Source organism: Desulforamulus profundi, from assembly GCF_002607855.1.
The window spans coordinates 23309-49403 of the sequence record NZ_AWQQ01000006.1 but is presented as its reverse complement, the minus strand read 5'-3'; the positions used below and the strand labels follow the sequence as shown (position 1 = coordinate 49403).

At 52.3% G+C, this 26095-nt stretch carries 24 protein-coding genes, 7 pseudogenes and 1 other annotated feature; of the genes and pseudogenes, 30 read left to right on the top strand and 1 reads right to left on the bottom strand.

What is annotated here, in order from left to right; all coding sequences use genetic code 11:
* The first annotated feature begins 3 nt into the window (after positions 1-3).
* The 29 genes and pseudogenes from P378_RS22640 (at position 4) to prmC (ending at position 23897) form a co-directional block, all read left to right on the top strand.
* Positions 4-510 carry a PepSY1/2 domain-containing protein gene (locus P378_RS22640; RefSeq protein WP_274378609.1) on the top strand — a complete coding sequence of 169 codons (507 nt, stop codon included), beginning with the start codon at positions 4-6 and terminating at the stop codon, positions 508-510.
* Positions 507-1091, top strand: a complete 585-nt coding sequence (locus P378_RS22635) for a PepSY1/2 domain-containing protein (protein ID WP_274378608.1) — start codon at positions 507-509, stop codon at positions 1089-1091. The genes P378_RS22640 and P378_RS22635 overlap by 4 nt, the downstream gene beginning before the upstream one ends.
* The gene (locus tag P378_RS20340) at positions 1091-1348 is read left to right on the top strand and encodes a PepSY domain-containing protein (protein WP_238472681.1); all 258 of its coding nucleotides are present in this window, start codon (positions 1091-1093) and stop codon (positions 1346-1348) included. The genes P378_RS22635 and P378_RS20340 overlap by 1 nt, the downstream gene beginning before the upstream one ends.
* A 48-nt stretch (positions 1349-1396) precedes the next feature.
* Positions 1397-1617: a binding site (T-box leader), on the top strand.
* 161 nt (positions 1618-1778) lie between these two features.
* A pseudogene (locus P378_RS00675) lies at positions 1779-2256 on the top strand (Lrp/AsnC family transcriptional regulator).
* A pseudogene (locus P378_RS00670) lies at positions 2253-3451 on the top strand (aminotransferase class I/II-fold pyridoxal phosphate-dependent enzyme). The pseudogenes P378_RS00675 and P378_RS00670 overlap by 4 nt, the downstream one beginning before the upstream one ends.
* Before the next feature lie 540 nt (positions 3452-3991).
* Complete coding sequence (dsrA, locus tag P378_RS00665; RefSeq protein WP_099081918.1) at positions 3992-5194, top strand: dissimilatory-type sulfite reductase subunit alpha; 1203 nt, start codon at positions 3992-3994, stop codon at positions 5192-5194.
* A gap of 60 nt (positions 5195-5254) precedes the next feature.
* Positions 5255-6313, top strand: coding sequence for a dissimilatory-type sulfite reductase subunit beta (gene dsrB / locus P378_RS00660; protein WP_180260909.1), 1059 nt, complete (start codon positions 5255-5257; stop codon positions 6311-6313).
* A 113-nt stretch (positions 6314-6426) separates the two neighbouring features.
* Positions 6427-6645 (top strand): hypothetical protein, encoded by a 219-nt coding sequence (locus P378_RS00655; protein ID WP_099081917.1) that lies wholly within the window; start codon positions 6427-6429, stop codon positions 6643-6645.
* A gap of 309 nt (positions 6646-6954) precedes the next feature.
* A complete protein-coding gene (locus P378_RS00650) occupies positions 6955-7230 on the top strand; it encodes a YwiB family protein (RefSeq protein WP_238472680.1) in 276 nt (91 codons plus the stop codon).
* A gap of 182 nt (positions 7231-7412) precedes the next feature.
* Positions 7413-9098: an arginine--tRNA ligase gene (gene argS / locus P378_RS00645; RefSeq protein ID WP_099081916.1), complete on the top strand. Its 1686-nt coding sequence runs from the start codon at positions 7413-7415 to the stop codon at positions 9096-9098.
* Positions 9099-9110: 12 nt separating this feature from the next.
* A complete protein-coding gene (locus tag P378_RS00640) occupies positions 9111-9275 on the top strand; it encodes a XapX domain-containing protein (protein ID WP_099081915.1) in 165 nt (54 codons plus the stop codon).
* Positions 9276-9352: 77 nt separating this feature from the next.
* Positions 9353-10959 (top strand): annotated as a pseudogene (locus P378_RS00635) (CTP synthase).
* A gap of 218 nt (positions 10960-11177) precedes the next feature.
* Positions 11178-11927: a signal peptide peptidase SppA gene (gene sppA, locus P378_RS00630; protein ID WP_238472679.1), complete on the top strand. Its 750-nt coding sequence runs from the start codon at positions 11178-11180 to the stop codon at positions 11925-11927.
* Positions 11928-11977: 50 nt separating this feature from the next.
* Positions 11978-12115 (top strand): hypothetical protein, encoded by a 138-nt coding sequence (locus tag P378_RS20335; RefSeq protein WP_238472678.1) that lies wholly within the window; start codon positions 11978-11980, stop codon positions 12113-12115.
* A gap of 16 nt (positions 12116-12131) precedes the next feature.
* Entirely contained in the window at positions 12132-12545 is a 414-nt protein-coding gene (locus P378_RS20330; RefSeq protein WP_238472677.1) for a hypothetical protein, read from the top strand.
* 70 nt (positions 12546-12615) lie between these two features.
* Complete coding sequence (locus tag P378_RS20325; protein ID WP_238472676.1) at positions 12616-12981, top strand: YIP1 family protein; 366 nt, start codon at positions 12616-12618, stop codon at positions 12979-12981.
* Between the two features lie 121 nt (positions 12982-13102).
* The gene (locus tag P378_RS00620; RefSeq protein ID WP_099081914.1) at positions 13103-13510 is read left to right on the top strand and encodes a response regulator; all 408 of its coding nucleotides are present in this window, start codon (positions 13103-13105) and stop codon (positions 13508-13510) included.
* 85 nt (positions 13511-13595) lie between these two features.
* Positions 13596-13793: a hypothetical protein gene (locus tag P378_RS20320; protein ID WP_238472675.1), complete on the top strand. Its 198-nt coding sequence runs from the start codon at positions 13596-13598 to the stop codon at positions 13791-13793.
* Complete coding sequence (locus P378_RS00615) at positions 13768-14286, top strand: hypothetical protein (protein ID WP_238472674.1); 519 nt, start codon at positions 13768-13770, stop codon at positions 14284-14286. Before P378_RS20320 ends, P378_RS00615 begins: the two co-directional genes overlap by 26 nt.
* Positions 14287-14448: 162 nt before the next feature.
* A pseudogene (locus tag P378_RS00610) lies at positions 14449-15302 on the top strand (class II fructose-1,6-bisphosphate aldolase).
* A gap of 163 nt (positions 15303-15465) precedes the next feature.
* The gene (gene fsa / locus P378_RS00605; RefSeq protein ID WP_099081913.1) at positions 15466-16116 is read left to right on the top strand and encodes a fructose-6-phosphate aldolase; all 651 of its coding nucleotides are present in this window, start codon (positions 15466-15468) and stop codon (positions 16114-16116) included.
* A gap of 409 nt (positions 16117-16525) precedes the next feature.
* The gene (locus tag P378_RS00600) at positions 16526-16936 is read left to right on the top strand and encodes a DUF2062 domain-containing protein (protein WP_238472673.1); all 411 of its coding nucleotides are present in this window, start codon (positions 16526-16528) and stop codon (positions 16934-16936) included.
* Between the two features lie 219 nt (positions 16937-17155).
* Positions 17156-18468: pseudogene (gene rho / locus P378_RS00595) on the top strand (transcription termination factor Rho).
* Positions 18469-18557: 89 nt separating this feature from the next.
* Positions 18558-18746, top strand: a complete 189-nt coding sequence (locus P378_RS00590) for a hypothetical protein (RefSeq protein WP_099081912.1) — start codon at positions 18558-18560, stop codon at positions 18744-18746.
* Positions 18747-18766: 20 nt separating this feature from the next.
* Entirely contained in the window at positions 18767-19495 is a 729-nt protein-coding gene (locus P378_RS00585) for a peptidoglycan DD-metalloendopeptidase family protein (RefSeq protein WP_099081911.1), read from the top strand.
* A 1061-nt stretch (positions 19496-20556) separates the two neighbouring features.
* Positions 20557-20756 (top strand): annotated as a pseudogene (rpmE, locus tag P378_RS00580) (50S ribosomal protein L31).
* Positions 20757-20905: 149 nt separating this feature from the next.
* Positions 20906-21783, top strand: a pseudogene (locus P378_RS00575) (DUF1385 domain-containing protein).
* Entirely contained in the window at positions 21773-22843 is a 1071-nt protein-coding gene (prfA, locus tag P378_RS00570; protein WP_099081909.1) for a peptide chain release factor 1, read from the top strand. Before P378_RS00575 ends, prfA begins: the two are co-directional and overlap by 11 nt.
* 112 nt (positions 22844-22955) lie before the next feature.
* The gene (prmC, locus tag P378_RS00565; protein WP_099081908.1) at positions 22956-23897 is read left to right on the top strand and encodes a peptide chain release factor N(5)-glutamine methyltransferase; all 942 of its coding nucleotides are present in this window, start codon (positions 22956-22958) and stop codon (positions 23895-23897) included.
* A gap of 119 nt (positions 23898-24016) precedes the next feature.
* Here the strand turns inward: prmC and P378_RS00560 are convergent, their stop codons facing one another.
* Positions 24017-24661 (bottom strand): HoxN/HupN/NixA family nickel/cobalt transporter, encoded by a 645-nt coding sequence (locus P378_RS00560; protein ID WP_238472672.1) that lies wholly within the window; start codon positions 24659-24661, stop codon positions 24017-24019.
* A gap of 308 nt (positions 24662-24969) precedes the next feature.
* Between P378_RS00560 and P378_RS00555 the strand changes: the two genes are divergently transcribed.
* Entirely contained in the window at positions 24970-26034 is a 1065-nt protein-coding gene (locus tag P378_RS00555; RefSeq protein ID WP_099081907.1) for an L-threonylcarbamoyladenylate synthase, read from the top strand.
* The last annotated feature ends 61 nt before the right edge of the window (positions 26035-26095 follow it).

The following is a 26095-nucleotide window of genomic DNA, read 5'->3' as shown; positions in this document are numbered from 1 at the left end:
AAAATGGGGATTACCGGCCTCGTTGGTGTTTTAATCCTGGCAGCCGTAGGCTTTTGGGGTTTCAAAGAATACAGGGATAAAATTATGCTGGAAACCTATATGAACAACCGGTACCAAATGTCCTTTTACAACCTGATCAGCCGTGTCCAGAGCATGGAAGTTTTGCTGGCCAAAACACTGGCTGTTTCCGGGCAGCCCGATGATACGCTGATCTTTTCCGAAATCTGGCTGCAGGCAGAGGGGGCCCGGGAAAACCTAACCCAGATGCCCTTAACGTCAAACGTGGTGGCCAGAACCGCCAAGTTTTTGACCCAGGCCGGGGACTTCGCCCGGGTAAAGGCCAGAGATATTAACAACGGGGAAACGGTATCCGAAGAAGACTATCGAACCTTGAATACCCTTTATAGGCAGGCTGAACAGCTAAACAGGGAGCTCCATACCATGGAGGCAAAGGTAGCTGACGGGAGGCTCAGCGTCAGTGAATTGGCCCGGGCGGCCGGGAAGAATTGAGAAAAGGCAGGGCCACCACTGCAGCGGCTGATTTTCAGGGCATCGACAGGGATATGCAGGGGTTTCCCACCCTCATCTACGACGGTCCTTTCTCCGATCACCTGGACAGGGCCCAACCGGCCGGTTTGGGAGATCAACCCACCAGTGCTGATGAAGCCAGAAACATCCTGCGGCAGTTTGTTGATATTAAAGAGGATGCCGACTACCGGGCCCAGGTAACCAGCCGCATTCGGGAAAAAATACCCGGTTACCAGGTGGAACTTTTGTCTCAAAGGGGCGGGGAAGGTCGTATTTCCGGCAGTGTCAGCGATAAAGGCGGCCATGTGGTTTGGTACCTTGACAGCCGCACCGTCGGCGCCCCGAGACTGACAGTGGAACAGGCCGTTGCCAGGGCGAAACAATTCCTGGATTCCCGGGGTTATAAGAATATGGCAAATATTTATCACCAAATCCAAAATGGCGTTGCGGTCTTTAATTTTGCTCCGGAAGAAAAAGGAGTTCTCCTTTATCCCGACCAGGTTAAAGTAAACGTCGCGCTGGACAACGGCCAGGTGGTGGCTTTGACGCCAGGGGTTACCTGATGGCCCATAAACAAAGGGATATTCCCACCCCCAAAATTACTGCCAGCCGGGCCAGAGAAAAAGTGAACCAGCGCATGCAGGTGACCAGCACCCGGTTGGTCATAATCCCCACCGATTCAGGCAGGGAGAATTTTTCCTATGAAATTACCGGCCAGATCAACGGTGAAACCTTCCTGGTTTATATCAATGCCACGACCGGAAAGACCGATCAGGTACTAAAATTAATCGAGACTCCCAACGGAACCTTAACCATGTAAATTGACAGCATCTGAAACAGATGGTAAACTTAAAATCAATAATCCATACAAAAAGCGATGACGGGGAAGAAGGTTGTTGGAATTGCTCAGCGAGCCGGGGGATGGTGAAAGCCCGGCCAAGGAAACCGCCGGGCCGCCCCCGAGTGCAGGCCGAAATGAAAGTAAGCTTTGCCGGTTCTTCCCCGTTACGGAAGTCCAAGTGGGTTGCCAGCACCTGAGCCGGCAGCCAATTAGGGTGGTACCACGGATACTAAAACTCCGTCCCTTTACCGGGACGGGGTTTTTTGTCTTTAGGGCAATTCTTTGGGGCCCAGCTATTAGCCTTATGGGCATTCCTTAAGGGTCTAGTTCTTAGACCTAAGGGAGCGTCTCTGGGGCCTAGTTACAGGACTCAAAAGGAATACCCCTAAGTCTAAACGGAGGTGCAATAATGCTGGAAATCCTAGAGCTCCTACAAAACAACAGCAGACTAACCGCCAAACAAATCGCAACCATGACCGGGCGGGAAGAAGAAGAGGTCCGGCAGGTCATTGAAAGACTGGAAGCGGATAAGACCATTATCAAGTATTTTACTCTTATTAACTGGGAAAAAGCAGGGGTGGAAAAGGTGTCTGCCTTAATTGAAGTTAAAATGAGCTCAAAGGGACGTAGGCTTCGATGCGGTGGCGGAACGCATCTACCGTTTTCCGGAGGTGAAGAGCGTTCACCTGATGTCCGGGGCCTATGACCTGGCAGTTTTTGTGGAAGGGGCTACCATGAAGGAGGTGGCACTGTTTGTGGCCACCAAACTGGCCACCATTGAGAATGTGCTGAGCACCGCCACGCACTTTGTATTAAAGACCTATAAACAAGACGGGTTTATTTTTGAAGATCGTGAGACTGATAAAAGGCTGGTGATTACCCCGTGAGTACAAGCAAATGGAAGAATTATATCAACCCTGTGGTAAGGGATATTCCTCCTTCCGGCATCCGCCGCTTCTTCGACCTGGCGGCCGAAATGGAAGGAGTCATCTCCCTCGGCGTGGGAGAGCCGGATTTTGTTACACCCTGGCATATCCGGGAAGCCTGTATTTACTCCCTGCACAAAGGGAGCACCACCTATACCAGCAACCACGGCTTGCTGGAACTCAGAGAGGAAATTGCATACTACCTGTCCGTCCAGGGGGTCCGGTATGATCCCAGGAAGGAACTTCTGGTTACCGTGGGGGTCAGCGAAGCCCTGGACCTGGCGCTCAGGACGGTGGTCAGCCCCGGGGATGAGGTGATTATACCAACGCCCTGTTACGTCTCCTATATTCCCTGCACCACCCTGGCCGGCGGCGTTCCGGTGACCGTGGCCACCAGCATGGAGGACCGGTTCCGGCTGACCGCCGACAAACTGGAGGCCGTTATTACACCCAAATCAAAGGCGCTGCTGCTCTGTTTCCCCAACAACCCAACCGGGGCTGTCATGGACCGGGAGAGCCTGCTGCAAATCGCAGAGGTGGTGCAAAAACACGACCTGCTGGTGATTTCCGACGAGATCTATGACCGTCTTACCTATACCGGTGAGCACACCTGTTTTGCTTCCCTGCCCGGCATGCGGGAGCGCACCATTGTCTTAAACGGTTTTTCCAAGGCCTATGCCATGACCGGGTGGCGGTTGGGCTATGCCGCAGCCCACGAAGATTTCATTGCCGCCATGACAAAAATACACCAGTACACCATGCTGTGCGCCCCCATTACTGCCCAGGTTTCTGCCCTGGAAGCCTGAGGAACGGGAAAAGCGCCATGGAGAGTATGGTGGCCCATTACAACCGTCGCCGGCGTTTGGTGCTGCAGGGATTTAAGGAAATCGGGCTGCCCTGTTTTGAACCCGGAGGCGCCTTCTATGCCTTTCCCTATATCGGGGATACCGGCCTGACCGCCGCGGAGTTTGCCGAGAACCTGCTGCTGGAAGAAAAAGTGGCGGTGATACCCGGGGATGTCTTCGGCCCCGGCGGGGAAGATTGCATCCGCTGCTCCTATGCCTCTTCGGTGGAGGATCTAACCGAAGCCATTAAACGAATGGGCAGGTTTATCAAGACCAGAGGCTTAGATAAAGTAAAGAGAATCTATGCTTAAAAAAGTCGTCAGCCATCAGCCTTTATACCAATAACAGATTGCGATGGCTGAAAGCTGGAACCTGGACAATACCCGAGAGAAATGCCCAAATATTCCAGAAAAACCAACAAGACAAGTTCACGGGCTTGTGATATAATCATACTCGCAGATAAAGACAATATTTAAAAGCCGAAGGCCGATGGCCGACAGCCTGACCCAAAAGGGAATACCCTAAAGGATAAATTTTGGCACAATTCAGACTTTGTGAAAAACTCCACATTCGTGTAGCGGAATATCTGTTGACAGACCAATGGGACAGGTGTTAATATTTTTGTGGAGTATACTTATATACTCGTAGCCTGGATTGTGCATTTTTAGACAACTTATTGCCTGCTTTTCCAAGGATGGACAAGTTTGTCTTTTTTTGTCTAACTAGCTAGATCATTAGTGAGTAACAACATTCGTTACTTTACTAACGATCTAACCCATGGAAAAGTGGCTGTGCCATTTATGGCGGGATAGAAGAACTATCCTTTTCACAAAAAAACGGAGGTGAACTTAATGACCGAAGCCAGGAAGACTCCTCTCTTGGACGACCTCGAAAAAGGCCCTTGGCCCAGTTTCGTAACAGAAATGAAGAGAGCTGCTGCTAACAGCCCTTCCGCCCAAGACCTGCTTGGTCAACTGGAGCTTTCCTATGTTGACAAAAAAGCTCACTGGAAACATGGTGGTCTGGTAGGTGTTATGGGTTACGGCGGTGGCGTAATTGGTCGCTACTCTGACGTACCCGAGCAATTCCCCAACGTAGAACACTTCCACACCGTACGTCTGAACCAGCCTTCCGGTTGGTACTACCACACCAAGGCTCTGCGTCAGGTTTGCGATGTCTGGGAGAAATACGGTTCTGGTCTGACCAACCTGCACGGTTCCACCGGTGACATGATTCTGCTGGGCACCCAAACCGACAAGATCCAGACCATCTTTGACGAAGTTTCCGAATTCGAACAATTCCCCTTTGACCTGGGTGGCTCCGGTTCCAACCTGCGTACCCCCAGCTGCTGTGCTGGTCCCGCTCGTTGCGAATTCGCTATGATCGACACCACCGATCTGTGCCACGACCTGACCAATGAATTCCAGGATTACCTGCACCGCCCCATGTGGCCTTACAAGTGCAAAATTAAGATCTCCGGCTGTCCCAACGACTGCGTAGCTTCTATCGCTCGTTCCGACATCTCTATCCAGGGTACCTGGAGAGACGATATCAAGATCGACCAGGAAGCTGTTCGCGCTTACGTTGCTGATGGCTTCGATATCGAAGGCATGGTTATTGCCAAGTGCCCCACCAAGTGCATGTCCTTTGATGGCAACGAACTGACCATCGACAACGCCAACTGCACCCGTTGCATGCACTGCATCAACAAAATGTGCAAAGCCCTGCGTCCTGGCGACGACCGTGGCGCTACCATCCTGATCGGTGGTAAAGCTCCCATTCTGCAAGGTGCTATGATGGGTTGGGTAATCGTCCCCTTCATGAAGCTTGAGTCTGGCTCCGGCTACGAAGAACTCAAAGAGTTCCTCGAAAAAGTTTGGGAGTGGTGGGATGAAAACGGTAAGACCCGTGAGCGTGTTGGTGAGCTGATCCTTCGTCTGGGTATGCGTAACTTCCTGCGTGCCGTTGAGCTCGAGCCCATTCCGCAAATGGTACTGGCTCCGCGGGCCAACCCCTTCTTCTTCTGGTGGCCTGAAGAAGTTATTCAGGACTAATTTAGAAAAATATGCAGGCTATGCCGCATAAATAAATGAAACGGGGAGAGGTGAACCACATTGGCAAGAACTGATATCGGACCGCCGCTCTATAAAGAAATGCTGCCGCCCATTTGCAAAGAAAACTATGGCAAATGGCGCTATCACGAAATTCTGAAGCCCGGCGTTCTTGTACACGTATCCGAAACCGGAGCCAAGCTGTACACTGTACGTGCTGGTTCTCCGCGTCTGGTTAGTATCTACTTCATTCGTGAAATCTGCGACCTGGCAGACAAATACTGTGATGGTTACCTGAGATTTACCAGCCGTAACAACATCGAGTTCCTGTTAACCGATGAAGCCAACATTGATCCCTTAATTGCTGACCTGAAGGCAATGGGCGTTCCCGTTGGCGGTACCGGCAATTCCATCACCAACATCGTTCACACCCAGGGTTGGGTACACTGCCATACTCCGGCTACCGATGCTTCCGGTATCGTGAAAGCCGTTATGGATGAGCTGTTTGAGTACTTCACCACCATGAAGCTGCCTGCCAAGATGAGAATCGCTCTGGCCTGCTGCCTGAACATGTGCGGTGCTGTACACTGCTCCGACATCGCCATCCTGGGTATCCACAGAACCGTACCCAAGATTGACCATGAAAACCTGCACAAACTGTGCGAAATCCCGACTCTGACTGCTAGCTGCCCCACTGCGGCTATCCGTCCGAATCCCAAGCTGAAGTCCGTTGACATTAAAGCTGAGCGTTGCATGTACTGCGGTAACTGCTACACCATGTGCCCGTCTGTACACATCATCGACGCTAAGAACGACGCTGTTTCCATCTGGGTTGGCGGAAAGATCTCCAACAGCCGTATCGGTCCCAGATTCTCCCGTTTGGCCATTCCTTTCCTGCCCAACAATCCTCCGCGCTGGCCGGAAGTTGTTGACGCAGTTAAGAGCCTGGTTGAACTGTGGGCTGCCAATGCTCAACCTGGTGAGCGTATGGCTGAGTGGATCGACCGCATCAGCTGGGAGAAGTTCTTCGAACTGTCCGGTCTGCCCTTTACCGACAAGCACATCGACGACTTCACCCTGGCTCAAACCACATTCAGATGCACCACTCAGTTCAAGTGGTAAGAATATAGCCGCTTGATCCTGAGTATAATATTTAAAGAGCCGCCGCCGCAAGGTGGCGGCATCTAAACATTTTACCACCCGCACAGGATGGTAGGAAACGGTGGTGTAATTAAATGGAAGAAACCAAAGCTAAAATCCTGGCGTTCCTGGAAGGCGTAAGCAAAGAAAAGCCCCGCGTAATTGCCGAGAAAATTGGCGCCGCCAAAAAAGAAGTTGACAAGGCTTGCTCCGAGCTGGCCAAAGAGGGCAAAATCGAGTACCTGTACATCGGCACCTCCTACGTAACCCTGGCTGGACGCGACCATACTCCTGGTGTTGCCAAGGAAGAGTAAACGTTATACTTACACTTACATGAAAAACCTGAAAAAGAGCGGACATAGTTCCGCTCTTTCTCAATTCAAGTGGGGACGGTTCTTGACTTGAATTCGGAGAGATTAAATTCAAATCAAGAACCGTCCCCACTTGAATTTGCTTAAATGTGGCGGAGGTATCAAAATGAGGAAGAATGTACTGGTAACAGTAAAGGGCACCCGAAGGGATCAGGAGAATGATGCGGAAGTGATAGAACTGGTGTCTCCCGGTACCTTCCACCATAAAACAACAGTTATTATATTATTTACAAGGAGACCGCTATCGCGGGCATGGAGAATGCCACCACGACGATAAAAGCTGAAGGAGATATCGTTACCATCATTCGGAACGGCAGCATCAATATGAGACAAGTGTTCGAAAGGGACAAAATGCACAGGTCTGTCTATCAGACAACCTTTGGCAGTATGGATATGATGGTTAAGCCGTGGAACATAGAGGTTGACTTGACAGACCTTGGGGGAAGTATTAAGCTAGAGTATGAGTTGGAGTTAGACCATGCTCATTTGGGTACTAACAGTTTGCTGATAATGGTTAAGGAAGCGTAAAAACCAACTTTTTAAGCCCAGGCTATTGGCCATTGGCTATTGGTTTTTAAAAGTTTTTTGCCGTAGGAATGTACAGCCAAAAGCCAAAAGCAATTCCTACGACATGATTAAAATCTTGCTGATGTCCGACGTCTGATGACCGACGTCTGATGACCGACGACCGACTGAAGGAGGACTTCCCCTTGCAAGGATTGGTTGAACAAATAAGAGCCGGGCTGGCCGCAGCGTTACAAAAGGCCATTACTGGAGCGGTGGACAAGGGTCTGGTAAACCCGGTGGAGGTACCGGAGATTACCATTGAGGTGCCCCGGGAAAAGGGACACGGGGAGTTTGCCACCAACTTAGCTATGCAACTGGCCCGTACGGCTAAAATGGCGCCCAGAAAAATTGCCGAAGCTGTGGCAGAAAACCTGGATCTGGCAGGGACTCCGGTGGAGCGGGTGGAGATTGCCGGCCCGGGCTTTATTAATTTCTACCTGCAGCCGAGCTGGGTTTACGAAGTCATTCCATTAATCATTCAGGAAGACAGGAACTATGGCCGGGTGGAAATGGGCGAGGGGCAAAAAGTACAGGTGGAATTTGTCAGCGCCAATCCCACCGGTCTGCTGCATATGGGCAATGCCCGGGGGGCTGCTCTGGGTGACAGCCTGGCATCCATACTGGACTTTGCCGGTTACCGTGTCAGCCGGGAATACTATATTAACGACGCCGGGAACCAGATTGAAAACTTTGGCCGCTCCCTGGAGGTCCGCTTCCTGCAGCAGCTTGGCCAGGACATCCCTATGCCCGAAGAAGGGTACCACGGGGAAGACATTATTGATACCGTCAGAGGATATATTCAAAAACACGGTACAAGTTTGGCTGAAGCCGATGCAATCAACCGCAGAAAGACCCTGGCAACCTATGCCCTGGAGGAAAAACTCACCCACATTCGCAACACCCTGCTGGACTTCGGAGTGGTCTACGACGAGTGGTTCTCCGAGCAGTCCCTGCATGACAGCGGGGCCATCCAGAGAACACTGGACGAACTGCGGGAAAAGGGCTACATTTACGAACATGAAAACGCCCTCTGGTTTAAAGCCACGGAGTTTGGCGATGAAAAGGACGAAGTGGTGGTCCGTTCCAACAGCATTCCCACCTACTTTGCCGCCGACATCGCCTATCACAAAAACAAATTTGAACGGGGCTTCAACAAAGTCATCGACATCTGGGGTGCCGACCACCACGGCCATGTCAACCGCATGAAAGGTTCCATGGAAGCCCTGGGTTATCATAGAGATGATTTGGAAATCATTCTCATGCAACTGGTCCGCCTGTACCGGGGCGGCGAGATTGTCCGCATGTCCAAGCGCACCGGCCAATTCGTGACCCTGGAGGAACTTGTGGAAGAAGTGGGCCGGGATGCCGCCCGTTACTTCTTTGTCATGCGCAGCCCGGACAGCCACCTGGAATTTGATCTTGACCTGGCCAAATCCCAGACCAACGACAACCCGGTCTTCTATATTCAATATGCCCATGCCCGGATTTGCAGCATTCTGCGGCAGCTGCGGGAACAGGGACGTCAGCTGCCTAAAGCCGACGAAATCAACCCCGCCCTGCTGACCGAGCAAGCAGAGCTGGACTTACTGAGAAAATTGGCGGACTTCCCCACCGAGATTGCCGCCGCAGCGGAGCTCATGGCTCCCCACCGGATCGCCCGGTATTTGCATGACCTGGCAGGATTATTCCACAGCTTCTACAACAGTCACCGGGTCATTACCGATGACGAAGCTCTTTCGCAAGCCCGCTTGGTACTGGTGGACTGCGTCCGCATCGTACTGAGAAATGCCTTGGGTCTGTTGGGACTCACGGCGCCGGAAAAAATGTAGGAGAAGGTTCCGATGAAAGAAATTCTATTGTCCACCGCAACCGGTTTTGCGGTGGGCCTCCTTTTTGCAAAACTAAAACTGCCGATCCCGGCGCCGCCCACCCTGGGTGGGGTGATGGGCATTGTGGGCTTATTCTTAGGTTACATGCTGGCAATGCGCTTTGGTTGGATGCGTTAAGCTATTGACAGGACATGTCCCGGTCGTTAGAATGGGATAGGCAGCCAAAATTCAACTGATTTTGACAGGAGGCAACCATGGCCAAGTTTATTTTTGTGACCGGCGGAGTGGTGTCATCCCTGGGTAAGGGTATTACAGCGGCTTCCTTGGGGCGATTACTGAAAAGCCGTGGGCTGAAAGTCGCAATCCAAAAACTGGACCCATATATTAACGTCGACCCGGGGACCATGAGTCCTTACCAGCACGGCGAAGTTTTTGTCACCGAAGACGGTGCCGAAACTGACCTGGACTTGGGGCACTACGAGCGGTTTATTGATACCAACTTGAACAAAACCAGTAATGTGACTGCCGGCGGCATTTACTGGTCGGTCATCAGCAAAGAGCGCCGGGGCGATTACCTGGGAGGCACCGTTCAGGTGATTCCTCATATTACCAATGAGATTAAAGACCGGGTCCTGCGCATGGCCCGGGAACTGGATGCCGACGTGGTGATTACCGAGATCGGCGGCACCGTGGGGGACATTGAGTCTCTGCCCTTCCTGGAGGCCATCCGCCAGCTGCGCACCGATCTGGGCCGGGACAATGTCATGTATATCCACGTGACATTAATGCCCTACCTGAGAATGGCCAATGAGTTTAAAACCAAACCCACCCAACACTCGGTAAAAGAGCTGAGAAGCTTGGCATTCAGCCGGATGTCATTGTTTGCCGGACCGAGAAACCCTTCCCCAAGGAAATGGAAGAAAAGCTGGCCCTGTTCTGCGACATCGATAAAGAAGCGGTGATTCAGGCAGTGGATGCTTTTTCCATTTATGAAGTTCCCCTGCAGATGGAATTGGAGGGCCTGGACGATATCGCCGTGGAACGCTTCAGCCTGCAGTGCGGGGAAGCCGATATGAACGGCTGGCGGGACATGGTAAACCGGATGAAGAATCTGGGGTCCACCACCACCATCGCCCTGGTGGGTAAATATGTTGCCCTGCCGGATGCTTATCTCAGCGTGGCCGAGGCCTTGCGCCATGCCGGGCTGCATCACAATTCCGGTGTGGAGATCCGCTGGGTGAATTCCGAGGAGTTGGAGAAGGTACCGGCGGAACAACTGCTGCAGGGTGTGGATGGCATCCTGGTGCCCGGCGGCTTTGGAGACCGGGGCATTGAAGGAAAGATTAATGCCATCAAGTACGCCCGTGAGAATAAGATTCCCTTCCTGGGCATTTGCCTGGGCATGCAGCTGGCCGTGGTGGAATTTTCCCGTGCGGTGATGGGCTGGCAGGATGCCAACAGCGCTGAGTTTAACCCCCACTGCCAGTACCCGGTGATCGATTTGTTGCCGGAACAAAAGGATCTGGATAAAATGGGCGGCACCATGCGGCTGGGAGCCTATCCCTGCAAACTGGTGCCTGGGACATTGGCCTACCAGGCCTACGGTGAGGAAATCATCTATGAACGCCACCGCCACCGTTACGAATTAAACAACGAATATCGTGCAGAGCTGGCCCAGGCCGGCATGGTCTTCAGCGGCACCCTACCCAACGGCAAACTGGTGGAAATCGTAGAATTACCCGAGCATCCCTGGTTCCTGGCCACCCAATTTCACCCGGAATTCAAATCCCGACCCAACCGCCCGCATCCGGTATTTAGGGATTTCGTGGGAGCGGCGATAAAGATGAGATGTGAGAAGTGAGAAGTTGGAAGTGAGAAACAGAGATGAGGTTAAGACTCTCACTTCCCACCTCTCACTTCCCACCTCTCAAACGGCAGCTTTGGTTATTTACCAAAGCTTTATTTTTTACGAGGTATTTTTTTACCTTCATGGAGTAAGATAAACAGGTAAGCTAAAAACCTACAAGACCAAATGCCTGTAGCTTGACCCCAAAGAAATACCCCAAAGGAGTGATATCTTTGCGCAAAAAACTAATCGCTGGAATTATCATCGGCATCGTCCTTTTCTCCCTGGCAGCTGCCGTAGCATTCAGAGGCAATGCCGGGGTGCCCCGAAGGGAAGGAGCAGGGGAAAAAATTGCTGTGGTACATATTGAAGGGATGATCGTTTCCTCTGCCCCGGGTGGATTCGGGGCCTCCGGCGTGGCGGCCGCCGACAGAATTGTCAGCGACCTGAAAGAAGCCCGGGAGAACCCGGATATTAAGGCAGTCATACTCAAATTAAACACGGGAGGCGGTACGGTTGTCGGTTCTGACGAGATCGGCCGTGAGGTAGACAGGGTCCGCCAGTCCGGCAAAAAAGTGGTGGCGGTCATGGGCGAGATGGCTGCCTCCGGCGGGTACTGGATCTCCTGCAAGGCAGATAAAATTGTGGCCAATCCCGGCACCTTCACCGGCAGCATCGGTGTCATTTTGGAGCTTACCAACCTGCAGGAGCTCTACAACAAATTAGGTGTAGAAGTCGATAGCTTTAAAACAGGACCCAACAAAGACATGGGGGCCACCTACAGAGACCTGTCCCCGGAGCAACGCCGGATCTTCCAGAGCCTGGTCAACGATACCTATGAAGACTTTGTTAAAGTGGTGGCCGAAGGCAGGAAAATGGATGTTGCCAGGGTAAGGCAGCTGGCCGACGGGAGAATCTATACCGGAAAACAGGCCAAATCCCTGGGCCTGGTGGACGAATTGGGAGACTTTACCGAGCTGTAAAGATTACCGCCGACCTGGCCGGCATTAAAGGAGAGCCGGAGCTGGTAGACATGACCGGTGAGCAGACCTTCTGGCAGCAGTTCTTTGGAAGCATTCAAGGCAGGGGTACCATTCTGTCTTTCCCCCTGGAAGGACTTCTCCTGATGCCGGACCCGTCCGTACTGCCGCTGAAGACAGAAGTCCGATAAGGGGGAGGGAACCACTTTGAGCGAATTAAAAGATCATCAACCGGAACAGTCCCATCCTGGCAGGGGACCGGAAGACAACCCGGCACCACCGGAGCGGTTTGATTTACCCCCGTCCGGAGAAGAAACATGGAAAAACGGCAGCGTACCTGCAACACTGGAACCGGCAGTCCCTCCGGAAGGAGCAGAAGGCATCCAGATGGAGGCGGAACCGGCGCTGCCACCCCTGAAGGCTTATGAGATTATTTACGGAGTTCTGTTCGACCCGGTGCCAACCATGAAGCGGGTTGTACAAAACCCTCCCCTGGGCACCACCCTGATTATTGTTATTCTATTATCCCTGGCAGGTTTGCTGACCAGTCTCTATACCCATGCCCAGGGAGGACCGTCCAATTTAGGGCTGGAAATGGGCTTGCCCTTTGACCATGCATGATCTTTTCACAGGCACTGCGGGTGGCGGCTCCCGTTTTAGCCATGCTGGGGGCCATTTTCTACTTCGTTAAATGGTTCTTCTACAGTGCCTGCTGCACCTGCTGGCGGACTTCTACGGTGGACGGGGAGAGGCCCGGACGGTATTTGTGGTTTATGGCCTGGCCGGTCTGCCGGAAGTCTTTTTGATCCCCATTGGTGTTTTAACCACCCTGATTTCACCCTCCGCTGCCGCAGGGGTAAACACCCTGGGAAGCCTTATTGTTCTCATCTGGGGAGTTATCCTGTTAACCATCGGCCTCCGGGAAGCCCACCGTTTAAGCACAGGCAGGGCCCTGGCGGTTATCTTTACGCCGGTGCTGGCGGTCATCGTGCTGGCCGTTATCACCATGGTTGGCTTGATGTCGGCCATGTCTGCCTTTATGCCCCCGTCCTGGTAGATTGGTCATACCTCTGGAAAAATATTGAAAGATATTTGATGCCATAGAACAGGTATTGTCCCCTTGATGTCGAAAAGTTATCATACACCACGCTGTATGAAGCTAGGGGGTACTGAATAAAATGGGTAATGGCACGATCGATGTTCTTATAGTGGATGACCAGGTGGGAGTAAGGCGATTACTATTTGAAGCGCTGGCGAACGAAGGCTACATCGTTAAAATGGCCGGTGGCGGCGCAGAGGCCTTGAAAATTCTATCCGGTACCCTGCCCTCACTGGTGCTGCTCGACATTAAAATGCCGGGAATGACCGGTTTTGAAACCCTGCAGGAAATTCGCAAGCTCTACGGTCAACTGCCGGTGGTGATGATGACAGCCTATGGCGACATGGACATTATTGCGCAAACCAAAAGTTTAGGTGTAAAACATTACCTCAGCAAGCCCTTTGATTTGGATGACGTGCGGGTTTTAGTCAAAGGCATCCTGGCAGAAAGCAGAGATATGAAGGAGATTCAGGCGGGTATCAGCTAGGCCTTTGTAACTGGTATTTCATTCAAAAAAAAAGGAATTTACTCACCGGTGGCGAACTCTTTATGGCAAAGAGGAGGTTATAGAGGTGCTTATAACCACTGTCACCACATTGGGCATTCGTTGTCCAGAGTGCGGCGCATTAGAATTTCATAACCTCTCACGCTTTGCCCTTTCAGGCCGGGGTAAGCTGCAAATAAGCTGTTCCTGTGGGGCTTTCCTGCTGGGTGTTGTCAGCAGGCCGCCCGGCAGCCTACTGGTTGCAAATACCCTGCGTGTTCTGTGAGACCAAACACATCCGGGAAATATCCGGGGTTCGGCTGTGGGGTCAGGAAACCATTTGCCTTACCTGTCCGGAATCCGGCCTGGAGCTGGGATTTATCGGCCGGGCGGAGGATGTGGAGGCACTGGCAGAATCACTGGATACAGGTCTGGAGACCCTGATGGACGAGTTGGTATACGACGAATACTTTAATAATCCCAGGGTGATGCATCAGGTGATGCAATGCCTGCAGGAAATTGCCGATAACGGCGGACTGTACTGCCAGTGCGGCAATACCCGCATTGAAGTGGACGTTTTTCTGGACCGGTTGGAACTGCACTGCAAAGAATGCGACAGCATTAACATTGTATATGCCGAAACCGAAGAAGACCTCAAAGTCATACAACAGGTGGATACCATTGAACTGGCCCAACATGGTTTCAAGTGTTTGGACAGTTTTTCCAATACCCCTAAACTTACAAAAAAGGCACGGCGCAGGCGGAATAAACAATCTTAGAAACATAATTCCGGGTAACTCTGGTCATACTGTTTTTGACCGTTAACCGGGAGTCAACCGCTAAGCCCCGCCGGGGAATATGGTTCCTAAAGACAGCTTGGCACCAGTTCGTCGGCTCGGACGCGGTCCGGGCTTTTTATTTTGTTCAAGGAGGTTTATAAAATGCCATTAGTTCCGGTAAAAGAATTATTAAAAAGGGCGGAAGAGGGCAAATATGCCGTAGGCGCCTTTAACGTCAACAACATGGAACTTGTACAAGCCATTTTAGCAGCGGCCGAAGCGAGAAGGCGCCGGTTATTATGCAGGCCAGCCAGGGTGCTATCAAATATGCAGGCATTGAGTATATCTATGCCCTGGCCAGTTTGGCAGCCAGCCAGTCCACCGTGCCGGTGGCCCTGCACCTGGACCACGGCACCAGCTTTGAGCAGTGCATGAAGTGCATCCGGGTGGGCTTTACCTCGGTAATGATCGACGGGTCCAAATTCCCCCTGGAGGAAAACATCGCACTCACTAACAAGGTGCTGGAAGTTGCCCGGGCCACCGGGGTTTCTGTAGAAGCGGAGCTGGGCAAAATCGGCGGCACCGAAGACGATATTCATGTGGACGAAAGGGACGCCTTCTTTACCGATCCCGAAGAAGCAAGATATTTTGTGGAAAAGACCGGCGTAGATTCCCTGGCTGTGGCCATCGGCACCGCCCACGGCCAGTATAAAGGGATTCCTCAATTGGATTTTCCCCGCTTGGAGAAAATCGTCAGCCTGGTCAAGATTCCCATCGTGCTGCACGGCTCCTCCGGCGTTCCTGACGAAGCGGTCCAGGAGGCCATCCGCCTGGGCGTCCGCAAGGTGAACATTGACACCAACATCCGGGAGGCTTTTACCGTCGCCTGCCGCCAGGTGCTGGACAACAACCCCAAAGAAATCGACCCCCGCAAAGTCCTCGGCCCCGCCCGGGAAGCCGCCACCCAGGTGATTCGGGAGAAGATCCGTGTATTTGGGAGTGCAGGACGGGCTTAAGGGTCGAGCTTTCGGGTCTAGTACAAATCCTTACATCACAAGACCCCAAAGAAGCACCAAAGAGTCTAGCAACAGCACCCCAGAGAAATACCCCATAGGCTAACCACCCTAAAGGCTAACCCACCCCAAAGAAATACAGAATAAGCTACCGGGAGGTATAACCATGCTCCTATTTCTTGATACAGCCAATGTCGACGAAATTCGTGCTGCCAATTCCCTGGGAGTCATATCGGGCGTTACTACCAATCCCTCTCTCATTGCCCGGGAGGGGCGCGATTTTGCGGAAGTGGTAAAGGAAATAACCTCCCTTGTTGACGGTCCCATCAGTGCGGAAGTCATCAGTCTGGAGGCTGAAGGAATGATTAAGGAAGCGGTGGAACTGGCAGACATCCACCCCAACATTGTCATTAAGATTCCGATGACGGCCGAAGGCTTAAAAGCCACCAAGGCCTGTGCTGAAAAGGGCATTAAAACAAACGTAACCCTGGTGTTCTCCGCCAACCAGGCCCTGCTGGCCGCCCGGGCCGGCGCCACCTACGTCAGTCCCTTTGTGGGCCGCCTGGATGATATCGGCCACGACGGCATAGCATTGATTTACGACATCGTAGAAATTTTTGATAACTACGGCCTGGACACTCAGATCATCTCAGCCAGCATAAGGCACCCGCTCCATGTGCTGCAGTCCGCCAAGGCCGGCGCCCATATTGCCACCATACCCTACAAAGTCCTCCTGCAAATGACCAAACACCCCCTGACGGACAAAGGCATCGACGCCTTCCTGGCAGACTGGGCCAAACTGCAGGCTAAAGGGTAGGGCTTACGAGTCTCGACTGATAGGTATTCCTTACGGGTCCAGTTGTTAGACTTACGGGTATTTCTAATGGGCCCTGTTGTTAGCCTAACAGGCATTTCTTTCGGGTCTAGTATAAATCCTTATAATACAAGACCCCAAAGAAGCACCTAAAAGTCTAGCAACAGGACCCCAGGGAAATACCCCATAGTCTAACAACCGGACCCCAAATCCCGTCCCCTGGCCGACTATTGACCAATCCGCTCCCCTGCGATATACTGAAAATGGCGTGTGACACAGTTCGCCAAACCCGTGAAAGGGTTGTCTTGCTTAAAGAAGCATAAAAAAGCTAAGGCTTCTGTGCTTAAACGCTTGGCTATCCCAAGGCACAGCCGGGCCAGGCTTTTTTCTGATTTTTCAGGAGGATTTTGAGGTGGCAAATATCATAAGCAAGCTCTTCTGCAAATGTAAGGACGCATGTAAGGATTCGTACCACCGGCTCCTAAACCTCCCGGAAGCGCCTCAAAAGGTGGCGCAGGGAATTGCGCTCGGCGTCGCCTTTGACTTTTTACCTGTTCCCTTTATCAGCATTCCGCTGTCTTTTCTCGTGGCAAAACTTGTGCGGGTACATGCAGTGGCTGCCACCCTGACGGTTTGTCTTTTTAAACCCGTTGTCCCCTTGTTTTTCACCCTGAACATTTTTATGGGCAAACTCCTGGTTGGAACCGTGCCTTCCCCCATTACCCCTAAACTTGCACAGAGTGTTCCCATTTTTACGAAAGCCATTTTAAAAATTAAAGCCCTTGGTTTTCCCTTTCTCGTTGGCAGTGTCATCAATGCCTGATAGCCAGTTTTTTGGTCTATTTCACCGCGGTTAAATTTTTAGAGGCCCGGCAAAAGGTCATTAAAAAAAAACTAGGGCTAGTGAATGCTGTGAATAAAACAGGATAGCCCTGGTTATAAAGTTAATTAGAAAAAAGTAAAAAACAGTTTTAAAGGTGGAGTGTACTTGCCTGAGAATGATAAGCCTGTCAACAAACAGGCCGAATTAGAAGCCAAAACCATGCGGGAATTATATGCCATTGCCCGGGAGCTGGAAATTCCCGGCTACTATAAATTACGGAAGAAAGAGATCGTTTTCGAGATCTCCAAACTGCAGAGCAAACAAAGCGGTGTCTCCTACGCCGGCGGGGTTCTGGAGATTTTGCCCGACGGCTACGGTTTTTTGAGGCCGTCTACCTATGTACCCAGCAATGATGACATTTATGTTTCGGTCTCCCAAATCAGAAGGTTTGATTTGAGAACCGGCGACATGGTGTATGGCCAGGTAAGAAAGCCAAAGGATAACGAGCGATACTACGGACTCCTAAGGGTAGAACAGGTTAACGGCGCCAACCCCGAACTGGCAGCGGAACGGATGCACTTCGCCGGCCTCACACCCCTGTACCCCCAGAAACGTATCCGGTTGGAAACCCGCCCCGACAGGATTTCAGCCAGGGTTATTGACCTCATTGCACCCATCGGCAAAGGCCAACGAGGTCTGATTGTTGCCCCACCCAAAGCAGGCAAAACCGTCCTGATCAAAGAAATCGCCAACAGCATCACCACCAATCACCCCGAAATTGAATTATTTATCCTGTTAATCGATGAGAGACCCGAGGAAGTTACCGACATTGAGCGGTCGGTAAAGGCGGAGGTCATCAGTTCAACCTTTGACGAACCGCCGGAAAACCATGTGAAGGCCTCCGATATGGTATTGGAAAGGGCGAAAAGACTGGTGGAAAGCGGCCGGGATGTGGTCATTCTTTTGGACAGCATCACCCGCTTGGCCAGGGCCCACAACCTGGTCATTCCCCCCAGCGGAAGGACCCTGTCAGGTGGTGTGGACCCTGCGGCGCTGCACAAACCCAAGCGTTTCTTTGGCGCAGCCCGCAATGTGGAGGAAGGGGGCAGCTCACCATTCTTGCCACCGCCCTGGTTGAAACGGGCAGCAGGATGGATGATGTGATCTTCGAAGAATTTAAAGGCACCGGCAATATGGAACTCATCTTAGACCGCAAGCTGGCAGACCGCCGACTGTTCCCCGCCATTGATATCCAGCGTTCCGGCACCCGGCGGGAGGACTTGCTCCTGTCCAAGGAAGAACTGGAATACGTCTGGAGCCTGCGCAAAGTCATCGCCGGCATGACATCCATAGAGGCCCTGGATAATTTACTGGAGCGCATGAGACATACCAAAGCCAACGGAGAAGTACTGGGCGACTTTAAACCCAGAACCCGGATCCAGCTCCCAACCGCCGAATTGACCGAACCAGACCCGACTCCTGCCCCGGCACAGAAACGGCAGTATAAACGCAGGAATGTGAGAGAAGCGTAAGCTTTGTTATATATCAGGCCATATTATGTATACACTCCCATCACCTCGGGTAAACTACTAACAGTTTGCTTCTCACGAGGTGATTTTTCATGAAACTTTCGATAAATAAAAAACGTTTTCTGGCTATCGCCATGGCTGCTGTCATCGCCAGCACGGCCCTGGGGGTACTGCCTGCCAGTGCCCGTCTGGATGAAGTTATGTCGGAGGGAGACTATACCCCTCCTATAGCCAGAGAGGTGGAAGTGGTAAAGTACCCGGAAAAACCGGCTGCAGGGTAAGTAAAGCCCCCGTTGTGCAGATGGAATACCGGGTCCGTCCCGGGGATACCTTATGGAGTATCGCCGAGCGGTCCGGTATTTCGATAGACGAACTGGCCAGGACCAACCATTTGAGCCAGGAGGACGTGCTGGCAGTGGGCCGCACCCTTACCATCCCCGGCGGAGAGTTCCGTTATCACCGGGTTGCCGGTGGGGAAACGCTCTCCCATATTGCCGGTCAGTATGGCATTTCCCTGCAGCAATTAATGAGTGCCAATGAGATTAAGAATCCTGACATCATCAAAATTGGTTATACCCTCACCATTCCCGGTGAAGTGTCCGAACAGGTGATGTCTGAACCCGCCGGACAAACCAGCAGGATTCAAATTGGCGGTTGGGCCTGGCCGGTGGCCGGGGAGGTTACCTCCCACTTTGGCATCCGGGGGGACCGACCCCATGAAGGGGTAGACATCGGCGCCTGTGAAGGGGCAACCATTGTTGCCGCGGAAAAGGGTCGTGTGGTTTGGTCTGCTCCCAGGGGAACCTATGGTCTGACAGTCATCCTGGATCATGGCAACGGCATCCGTTCCTTGTATTCCCACTGTTCAAAACTGCTGGTCCGTGAAGGGCAGCTGGTAGACAGAAACCAGGCCATTGCCGAAGTGGGGAATACCGGTCGTTCCACCGGTCCTCACCTGCACATGGAAATTCTGCGGCAGGGCGTTCCGCTGGATCCCATGCTGTTCCTGAAAGAAAGACTTTTTGGCTAAAAAATTCCCCTATCCAATGGATAGGGGTAATTTTTTGCACTATGAAATTCTCCGTAACGCCGTCCCTGATTTCCCCATCATCTTGTTTTTGTTAAATTCCTTCGCTGTGGGTCGCTCTCCGGATAGCGACCGGCATCATGCGCCAGAGAACAAGGGAAAAGGTCTTTGCCGTATGTTTATCCAGGGTTGGGGGCGTCTCTTAATTTAAAACCGTTAGGTCTGCATTTTCCCTCGACTTGGCTACCCGGGCAATGCAGTACCGTTGATAACCTTGGGATTTTCAAGTGAAAATTATATTGATCAGAAAAAGGAAGGGGAAAACATAATAAAAAGAGGTTGCCTTAAACGCAGGCATTATTTCTCTTAAAGTTTGCCTAAAAAGACCCTTCAAGAAAGGTGGTATTGCTTACCACCTGAGCCATCACATCCTTTCAAAAGTTTTATTAATTCTTCCCTGGTTGGTGGCCTTGGATTACCTGGGTCCCCTGACCCCTCTTCTTTGAACAGTCCGCTGGGTGGGCCTGATGGCCAAGATATCATGGTCCTGATGGTCTCAGGGGAATGTTTTGCTGAACACATCTGAATCGCCTCCCTCAACAATGCAGGTACTGTCAAAGGACCAACAATATTTAGTTGTGGGATTCCTGCGAAACAATGTCGGGCCAGTGGTGGAGCTGCCTGCTCCCGGCGGAGGTATATCCCATCCCCGCAAACCGAAGGCTCCGACAGGCAGGAGTATCATAAATACCATAATATGGTATTTGTAATTAATTATACGCCACTGTTTACGGAATTCCTTTTTTTGGAAATAATATTTTTAAAAAAATATCTTTGCAGGTATTCCTTAGGGGTCAAGCCCTCGGCCATCATCCTTCAGCCTTTAATAAAAAAGCTGACAGCTGAGGGCTGAAGGCTGACGGCCAGACCTCAAAGAATTACCCCAAAGCCCCAAAGCCAGCTCTTGCCCGCCACATTTTTCTGTGCTATAATATCGTCGTGTGTTTATTAGTCGTTAATGCCGAAGGCATTTGCATTTGCTGGAGAAAGAAGGTGAGTTGTAAGTGAAGGAAAAAATTCATCCCAATTACAATGAGGTAGAAGTTAAGTGTGTATGTGGAAACACCTTTAAGACTGGTTCCACCAAGAAGGAGATCAAAGTTGAAATTTGCTCCAACTGCCATCCTTCTACACCGGGGCTCAGCGTCAAATTGAAGTTGGTGGCCGGGCCGAGAAGTTTCGTAAGAAATACGGCTTGAAATAGCTTAGTTAGCAGAGCGGTGGCTCTGCTATTTCTTTATGTGCCCCTCTAGATTATTTAATAATTAGGAGAAATGAGATTGACAGTAAAAGAGGTTTCTTATTCTCACTTCCAACCTCTCACCTCTCACTTCTCAAATAAGGGGGATTAGAATGTCTTTTCAATACGGAGCCAGGCAGTCATCGAAGGCGTTATGATGCGGGGGCCGGGCAACCGGGCCATTGCGGTGCGCCGTCCCGATGAAACCATCGTCATTAATGAAAAGCCGGTGGGTTCCATTACCCAGAGGCTCCCGTTTCTTAAGTTTCCCTTTATTCGTGGCGTGGTCATGCTGTTCGAATCCCTCATTATGGGAATCGAAGCACTGGCCTTTTCGGCCGAGCAGGCCATGGGGGAAGAGGAAGAAGAGAAACTGAGCAAGTGGGAACTGTTTTTAACCATTGCCATTTCACTGGGTTTGGCCATCGTGCTGTTTATCGTGATCCCCACCACGTTGACCTACTATACCGCTTCCGCCATCCAGGACAACTTTGTCCGGAACCTTCTGGAGGGGGCCATCCGCCTGGTGGTCTTTCTCGGGTACGTGGTAGGTGTGTCCCGCATGAAGGACATCCAGCGGGTCTTCATGTATCACGGTGCGGAGCACAAGGTTATCAATGCTTACGAAGCAGGGAAAGAACTGACGGTGGAGGAAGTGCAGAAATTTTCCACCCTGCACCCCCGCTGCGGCACCAGCTTCCTGCTCATCGTTATCCTGATAAAGGTTGTTATTTTCTCCGGAGTTACCGCTTCGGGGTTGTTCGGCCAAATTTTCTTTCGCATCCTTCTGCTGCCGGTGGTGGCCGGTGTAGCCTATGAACTTCTCAAGCTGTCGGGGAAATATCAGGACAGGGGTCTCTGCCGCATCTTTATTGCCCCGGGGCTCTGGCTGCAAAAGCTGACCACCAAAGAACCCGACAACAGCCAGGTGGAAGTGGCGATTAGAGCTTTTAATGCAGTCCGTAAGGAAGGTGACATCAATGTTCGCTAAACTCCAGGCGCTGGAGGATAAATACGTACAACTGGAAAACCAAATCAGTGATCCGGAAGTCATGGCCGACCGGGCCAAGTGGCAGCAACTGGTAAAAGCCCACTCGGATCTGGGAGAAATGGTGGATGTTTTTCGCCAGTATAAGAAAGCCCAGGCCGATCTCCAGGAAAACAAGCTGATGCTGGAAGAGAAGCTGGAACCGGACTTCCGGGAAATGGTAGAACTGGAAGTTGAAGAACTGGCAGGTAAAATCGAGGAGTACGAGAAGAAACTCAAGATCCTGCTGCTGCCCAAGGACCCCAACGATGAGAAAAACGTAATCATGGAAATCCGCGGCGGCACCGGCGGGGACGAAGCCGCTCTGTTTGCCGGCGACCTGTTCAGAATGTACTCCCGCTACGCAGAGAAGAAGGGCTGGCGCACCGAAATTCTGGACGCCAACGAGACCGACCTGGGAGGCTTCAAGGAAGTCACCTTTGTCATCGAGGGAAAAGGCGCCTACAGCACCCTGAAATTCGAGAGCGGGGTGCACCGTGTGCAGCGGGTGCCCGCCACCGAAAGCGGCGGCCGCATCCACACCTCTGCCGCCACTGTGGCGGTTTTGCCGGAAGCGGAAGAGGTTGATATTGAAATCAACCCCAACGACATCCGCATCGACCTGTTCTGTGCCAGCGGCCCCGGCGGCCAGTGTGTAAACACTACCCAGTCCGCCGTGCGGATTACCCACATCCCCACCGGCACAGTGGTGTCCTGCCAGGATGAAAAATCCCAGCATAAGAACAAAGACAAGGCCATGCGAGTTCTCCGGGCCCGCCTGCTGGATAAAGCCCAGGAGGAACAGCAAAAGGCCATTGCCGGTGCGCGGAAGTCCATGGTGGGCAGCGGCGACCGCAGCGAGCGCATCCGCACCTACAACTTCCCCCAAAACCGCATCACCGATCACCGCATCGGCCTGACGGTACACCGCCTGGAATACGTGCTGCAGGGCGACTTGGACGAAATCATCGAAGCCCTCATTACCACCGACCAGGCCGAGCGCCTGAAAGCGGAGCAGGAATAGGCCAAGGGGACTTCAAGTTGGGGACGGTTCTTGACTTGAATTGGTGTATACACCAATTCAAGTCAAGAACCGTCCCCGCTTGAATTGCAAAGTATATCCCGTGAGGTGTACCATGCAAATTAGAGATGCCCTTATCATGGGACGGGAATTTTTAAACTTACATAATATCCAGTCCGCTAACCTGGATGCCCAGGTGTTATTGTCCAAGGTTACCGGGATGGACCGGACGGGCTTACTCCTGCAGGGAGATCGAGCGCTTACAGCTGAGCAGCAACAACAATATAGGAGTCTCCTGGACAGGCGGGCCTGGGGGGAACCGGTAGCCTACTTAACCGGGTGCAAGGAATTTATGGGCCTGGATTTTATCGTTACGCCTGCCGTTTTAATACCCCGCCCGGACACCGAACTGATGGTAGAAACCGCTCTGGAGTATCTTAAAAAAAGCGATAAGGGGAACCCTCTGGCCGTGGATGTGGGGACCGGCAGTGGTGCCATCGCAGCAAGCCTGGCTTACTTGGTTCCCGGACTGCAGGTCTGGGCTATAGACCTCTCAAATGAGGCATTGGAAATAGCCAAACAAAATGCCCGGCTTCACCGGGTTGAGGACAGAATACACTTCAGGCAGGGAAACCTGCTAAAACCGATGCCTTTGGAAATGAAGGGAAGAATCAGCGTAATGACTGCTAACCTTCCCTACATCCCCAGCGGCGACATCCCCGGACTTATGAGCGACGTCAAGGACTTCGAACCCCACCTGGCCCTGGACGGGGGAATTGACGGTTTAGACCTTTACCGCCTCCTGATTCCCATGGCCTACAGTTTTCTGAAACCAGGCGGACTGCTGCTAATGGAAATCGGCCCGGGACAGGGCGAACCCGCCAGTAAGATTTTACCTCCCGACCTGTGGCAAACGGAAATAAAGTTAGATCTTGCAGGCCGTGAGCGGCTGGTGGTGGCGGAAAAAAACAAAAACCAATTTAAACAGCAGAAGGACTGCGGCTTCCCGGAACGGAAAATGGCTGCCACCCTGGTCTTTAAACTGAACGGTATATAGCATTAAAAACGCCCTTAGTTTACCGGGCCGGAAGGAGGAAATCCCCTTCCGGCCTTATTTTTCTTAGGAAGCGATTTTTGTCAAGGCGCTGTAGGATGTCAATCCCCCGATGACGGTGATCAGAAGCCCGCTGAGACGGGGCAGCAGGCGGAAGGTCCCCGTTCAAAAAGCGTTCCCGTGAAAGAGGACAGCTTAACGAAGACCAACCCGACGGCCACCAGTGCAATGGCCCCGCCGACGCCAAAGGCAAAGACCAGGGCCAGCCCACTAAGCATCGCCCCGCTGCTGACCGAAAGCAGCAGCACCGCCAGGGCGCTGGGGCAGGGCATCAGGCCGTTGGTAAAGCCCAGCATCAGGACATCCAGCAAGTTGCCCTTGGGCTGACTGAAATATTTTACGGAAAACTTTCGGTACTGTTGAGACCCGCAGCCACAACTGCAGGAATCATTTTTTCGCAGCATCATCCGCAGCCCGACAAAAATGATAATGGCTCCGGAAATCAATTTCAGCCAGATTTCCACGCGGTCCTGCGGCACGGTGGTATTGGACATGGCAAATGCCGTAGCCGAGTGGGCCATCACTGCCATAACAACAATCACCAGGGTGTGCGTAATGGCCGAAGTCAGACCCAGGAGTACAGCATCCCGTGACCTTCCCCGGGACATAATTAAGTAGGCCCCCATAATACTTTTGCCGTGGCCCGGTTCCAGTGCATGCAAAGCCCCGATTCCCAGGGCGGACCAGAAATACAACCAGAAATCCACCGTTTACTCCTCCTGTGCTTAAGGGTATTCCTTTGGGATCCTGCTGTTCGCCATTCGCTATGCGCATTAGATTTTACCCCGGACATACCCTTGGAGACAGTCCAAAGTCCTCTTTATAATCCTATTCGCTTATGGGACAACTATATTCCAGGTACTTATGATTCGACGATAACTATTAGCCATATGAAGAAACACCGGCAAATCAAAAACTAACAGCGAAAAGCGAACACCTAATAGCGAATAGCGCAGTGCTGCGCAGTGCAAAAAAACATGATATAATTCCTCCGTAAGGACGGAGATGCATACTTATGGAAAACATCACTACCCGGGTGTGGAAACTTGACCCCAACAACCCTGATCCGGAAATCATTGCCCGGGCGGCAGAAATCATAAAAAAAGGAGGCCTGGTGGCCTTTCCCACAGAAACGGTCTACGGCCTTGGCGCCAACGGTCTGGACGGTGAGGCTGTGGCCGGTATCTACCGGGCCAAAGGCAGGCCCTCGGACAATCCCTTGATATTGCATGTGGCCGACCTGGAGATGGCCCACCGGCTCAGCCGAAGCCTGTCCCCGGAGGCCTTGCTTTTGATTGAACAATTCTGGCCCGGGCCGTTAACACTGATAGTCCCCAAGGGCGGGGAAATTCCGCAACAGGTGACCGGAGGGTTGGGCACAGTGGCCATAAGGATGCCCGATCACCCGGTGGCGTTAGCCCTGATTAAAGCTGCGGGCTTACCCATAGCGGCCCCCAGCGCCAATCGGTCCGGCCGCCCCAGTCCCACCACCGCGGCCCATGTCCGGACCGATTTAGAGGGGAGAGTGGACGCCATCCTGGACGGGGGACCTGCCGGCCTGGGTTTGGAATCCACCGTTCTGGACATAACCGGTCCTTGCCCGGTTATTTTACGTCCCGGCGGAGTTACCCACGAGCAACTGGCCCGGGTTCTGAAAAATGTAACCCTTGATCCCTCCGTGCTAGGAGAGAAGTTGCCCAAGGACCAGGCGCCTCGTTCCCCAGGCATGAAATACATTCACTATGCCCCGGCAGCGCCGGTGATTCTTTTTGAGGGGGAACCGGAAAAAGTACGGAAAGCCCTGTCTTGCCGTGCGGAGGAATTGTCCGCCATGGGCAAACGGGTTGGTGTGCTGGCCACCGAGGAAAGTGCCGCCGGTTATTCCGGGCAAGCAAAGATACTTACCATGGGCCGCAGAAAAACCCCTTCCGGCGCTGCCGCTTTACTCTTTGGCCGGTTGAGAGAATTTGATCGGCTGCAAGTCGATATCATTCTGGCTGAAGGCATTGAAACCAAAGGGATTGGGCTTGCAGTAATGAACCGCCTGCGCCGTGCCGCTTCGGAAATTGTGAAGTGCTAGGGGAATACTATTAGGATGACCCATAAATGGCCAATGGTCCGACCCCAAAAAACTACCCATA

What these genes read in the sequence shown, in the direction of transcription:
- P378_RS20335 (WP_238472678.1), top strand. Translation starts at nt 11,978, where the DNA reads ATGACCGGTGAGCAGACCTTCTGGCAGCAGTTCTTTGGAAGCATTCAA.
- fsa (WP_099081913.1), top strand. Translation starts at nt 15,466, where the DNA reads ATGCTCCTATTTCTTGATACAGCCAATGTCGACGAAATTCGTGCTGCC.
- P378_RS00620 (WP_099081914.1), top strand. Translation starts at nt 13,103, where the DNA reads ATGGGTAATGGCACGATCGATGTTCTTATAGTGGATGACCAGGTGGGA.
- P378_RS00655 (WP_099081917.1), top strand. Translation starts at nt 6,427, where the DNA reads ATGGAAGAAACCAAAGCTAAAATCCTGGCGTTCCTGGAAGGCGTAAGC.
- prmC (WP_099081908.1), top strand. Translation starts at nt 22,956, where the DNA reads ATGCAAATTAGAGATGCCCTTATCATGGGACGGGAATTTTTAAACTTA.
- P378_RS00590 (WP_099081912.1), top strand. Translation starts at nt 18,558, where the DNA reads ATGAAACTTTCGATAAATAAAAAACGTTTTCTGGCTATCGCCATGGCT.
- P378_RS20325 (WP_238472676.1), top strand. Translation starts at nt 12,616, where the DNA reads ATGGTTCTTCTACAGTGCCTGCTGCACCTGCTGGCGGACTTCTACGGT.
- P378_RS22640 (WP_274378609.1), top strand. Translation starts at nt 4, where the DNA reads ATGGGGATTACCGGCCTCGTTGGTGTTTTAATCCTGGCAGCCGTAGGC.
- P378_RS00650 (WP_238472680.1), top strand. Translation starts at nt 6,955, where the DNA reads ATGGAGAATGCCACCACGACGATAAAAGCTGAAGGAGATATCGTTACC.
- prfA (WP_099081909.1), top strand. Translation starts at nt 21,773, where the DNA reads ATGTTCGCTAAACTCCAGGCGCTGGAGGATAAATACGTACAACTGGAA.
- P378_RS00585 (WP_099081911.1), top strand. Translation starts at nt 18,767, where the DNA reads ATGGAATACCGGGTCCGTCCCGGGGATACCTTATGGAGTATCGCCGAG.
- P378_RS20340 (WP_238472681.1), top strand. Translation starts at nt 1,091, where the DNA reads ATGGCCCATAAACAAAGGGATATTCCCACCCCCAAAATTACTGCCAGC.
- P378_RS00555 (WP_099081907.1), top strand. Translation starts at nt 24,970, where the DNA reads ATGGAAAACATCACTACCCGGGTGTGGAAACTTGACCCCAACAACCCT.
- P378_RS00640 (WP_099081915.1), top strand. Translation starts at nt 9,111, where the DNA reads ATGAAAGAAATTCTATTGTCCACCGCAACCGGTTTTGCGGTGGGCCTC.
- dsrA (WP_099081918.1), top strand. Translation starts at nt 3,992, where the DNA reads ATGACCGAAGCCAGGAAGACTCCTCTCTTGGACGACCTCGAAAAAGGC.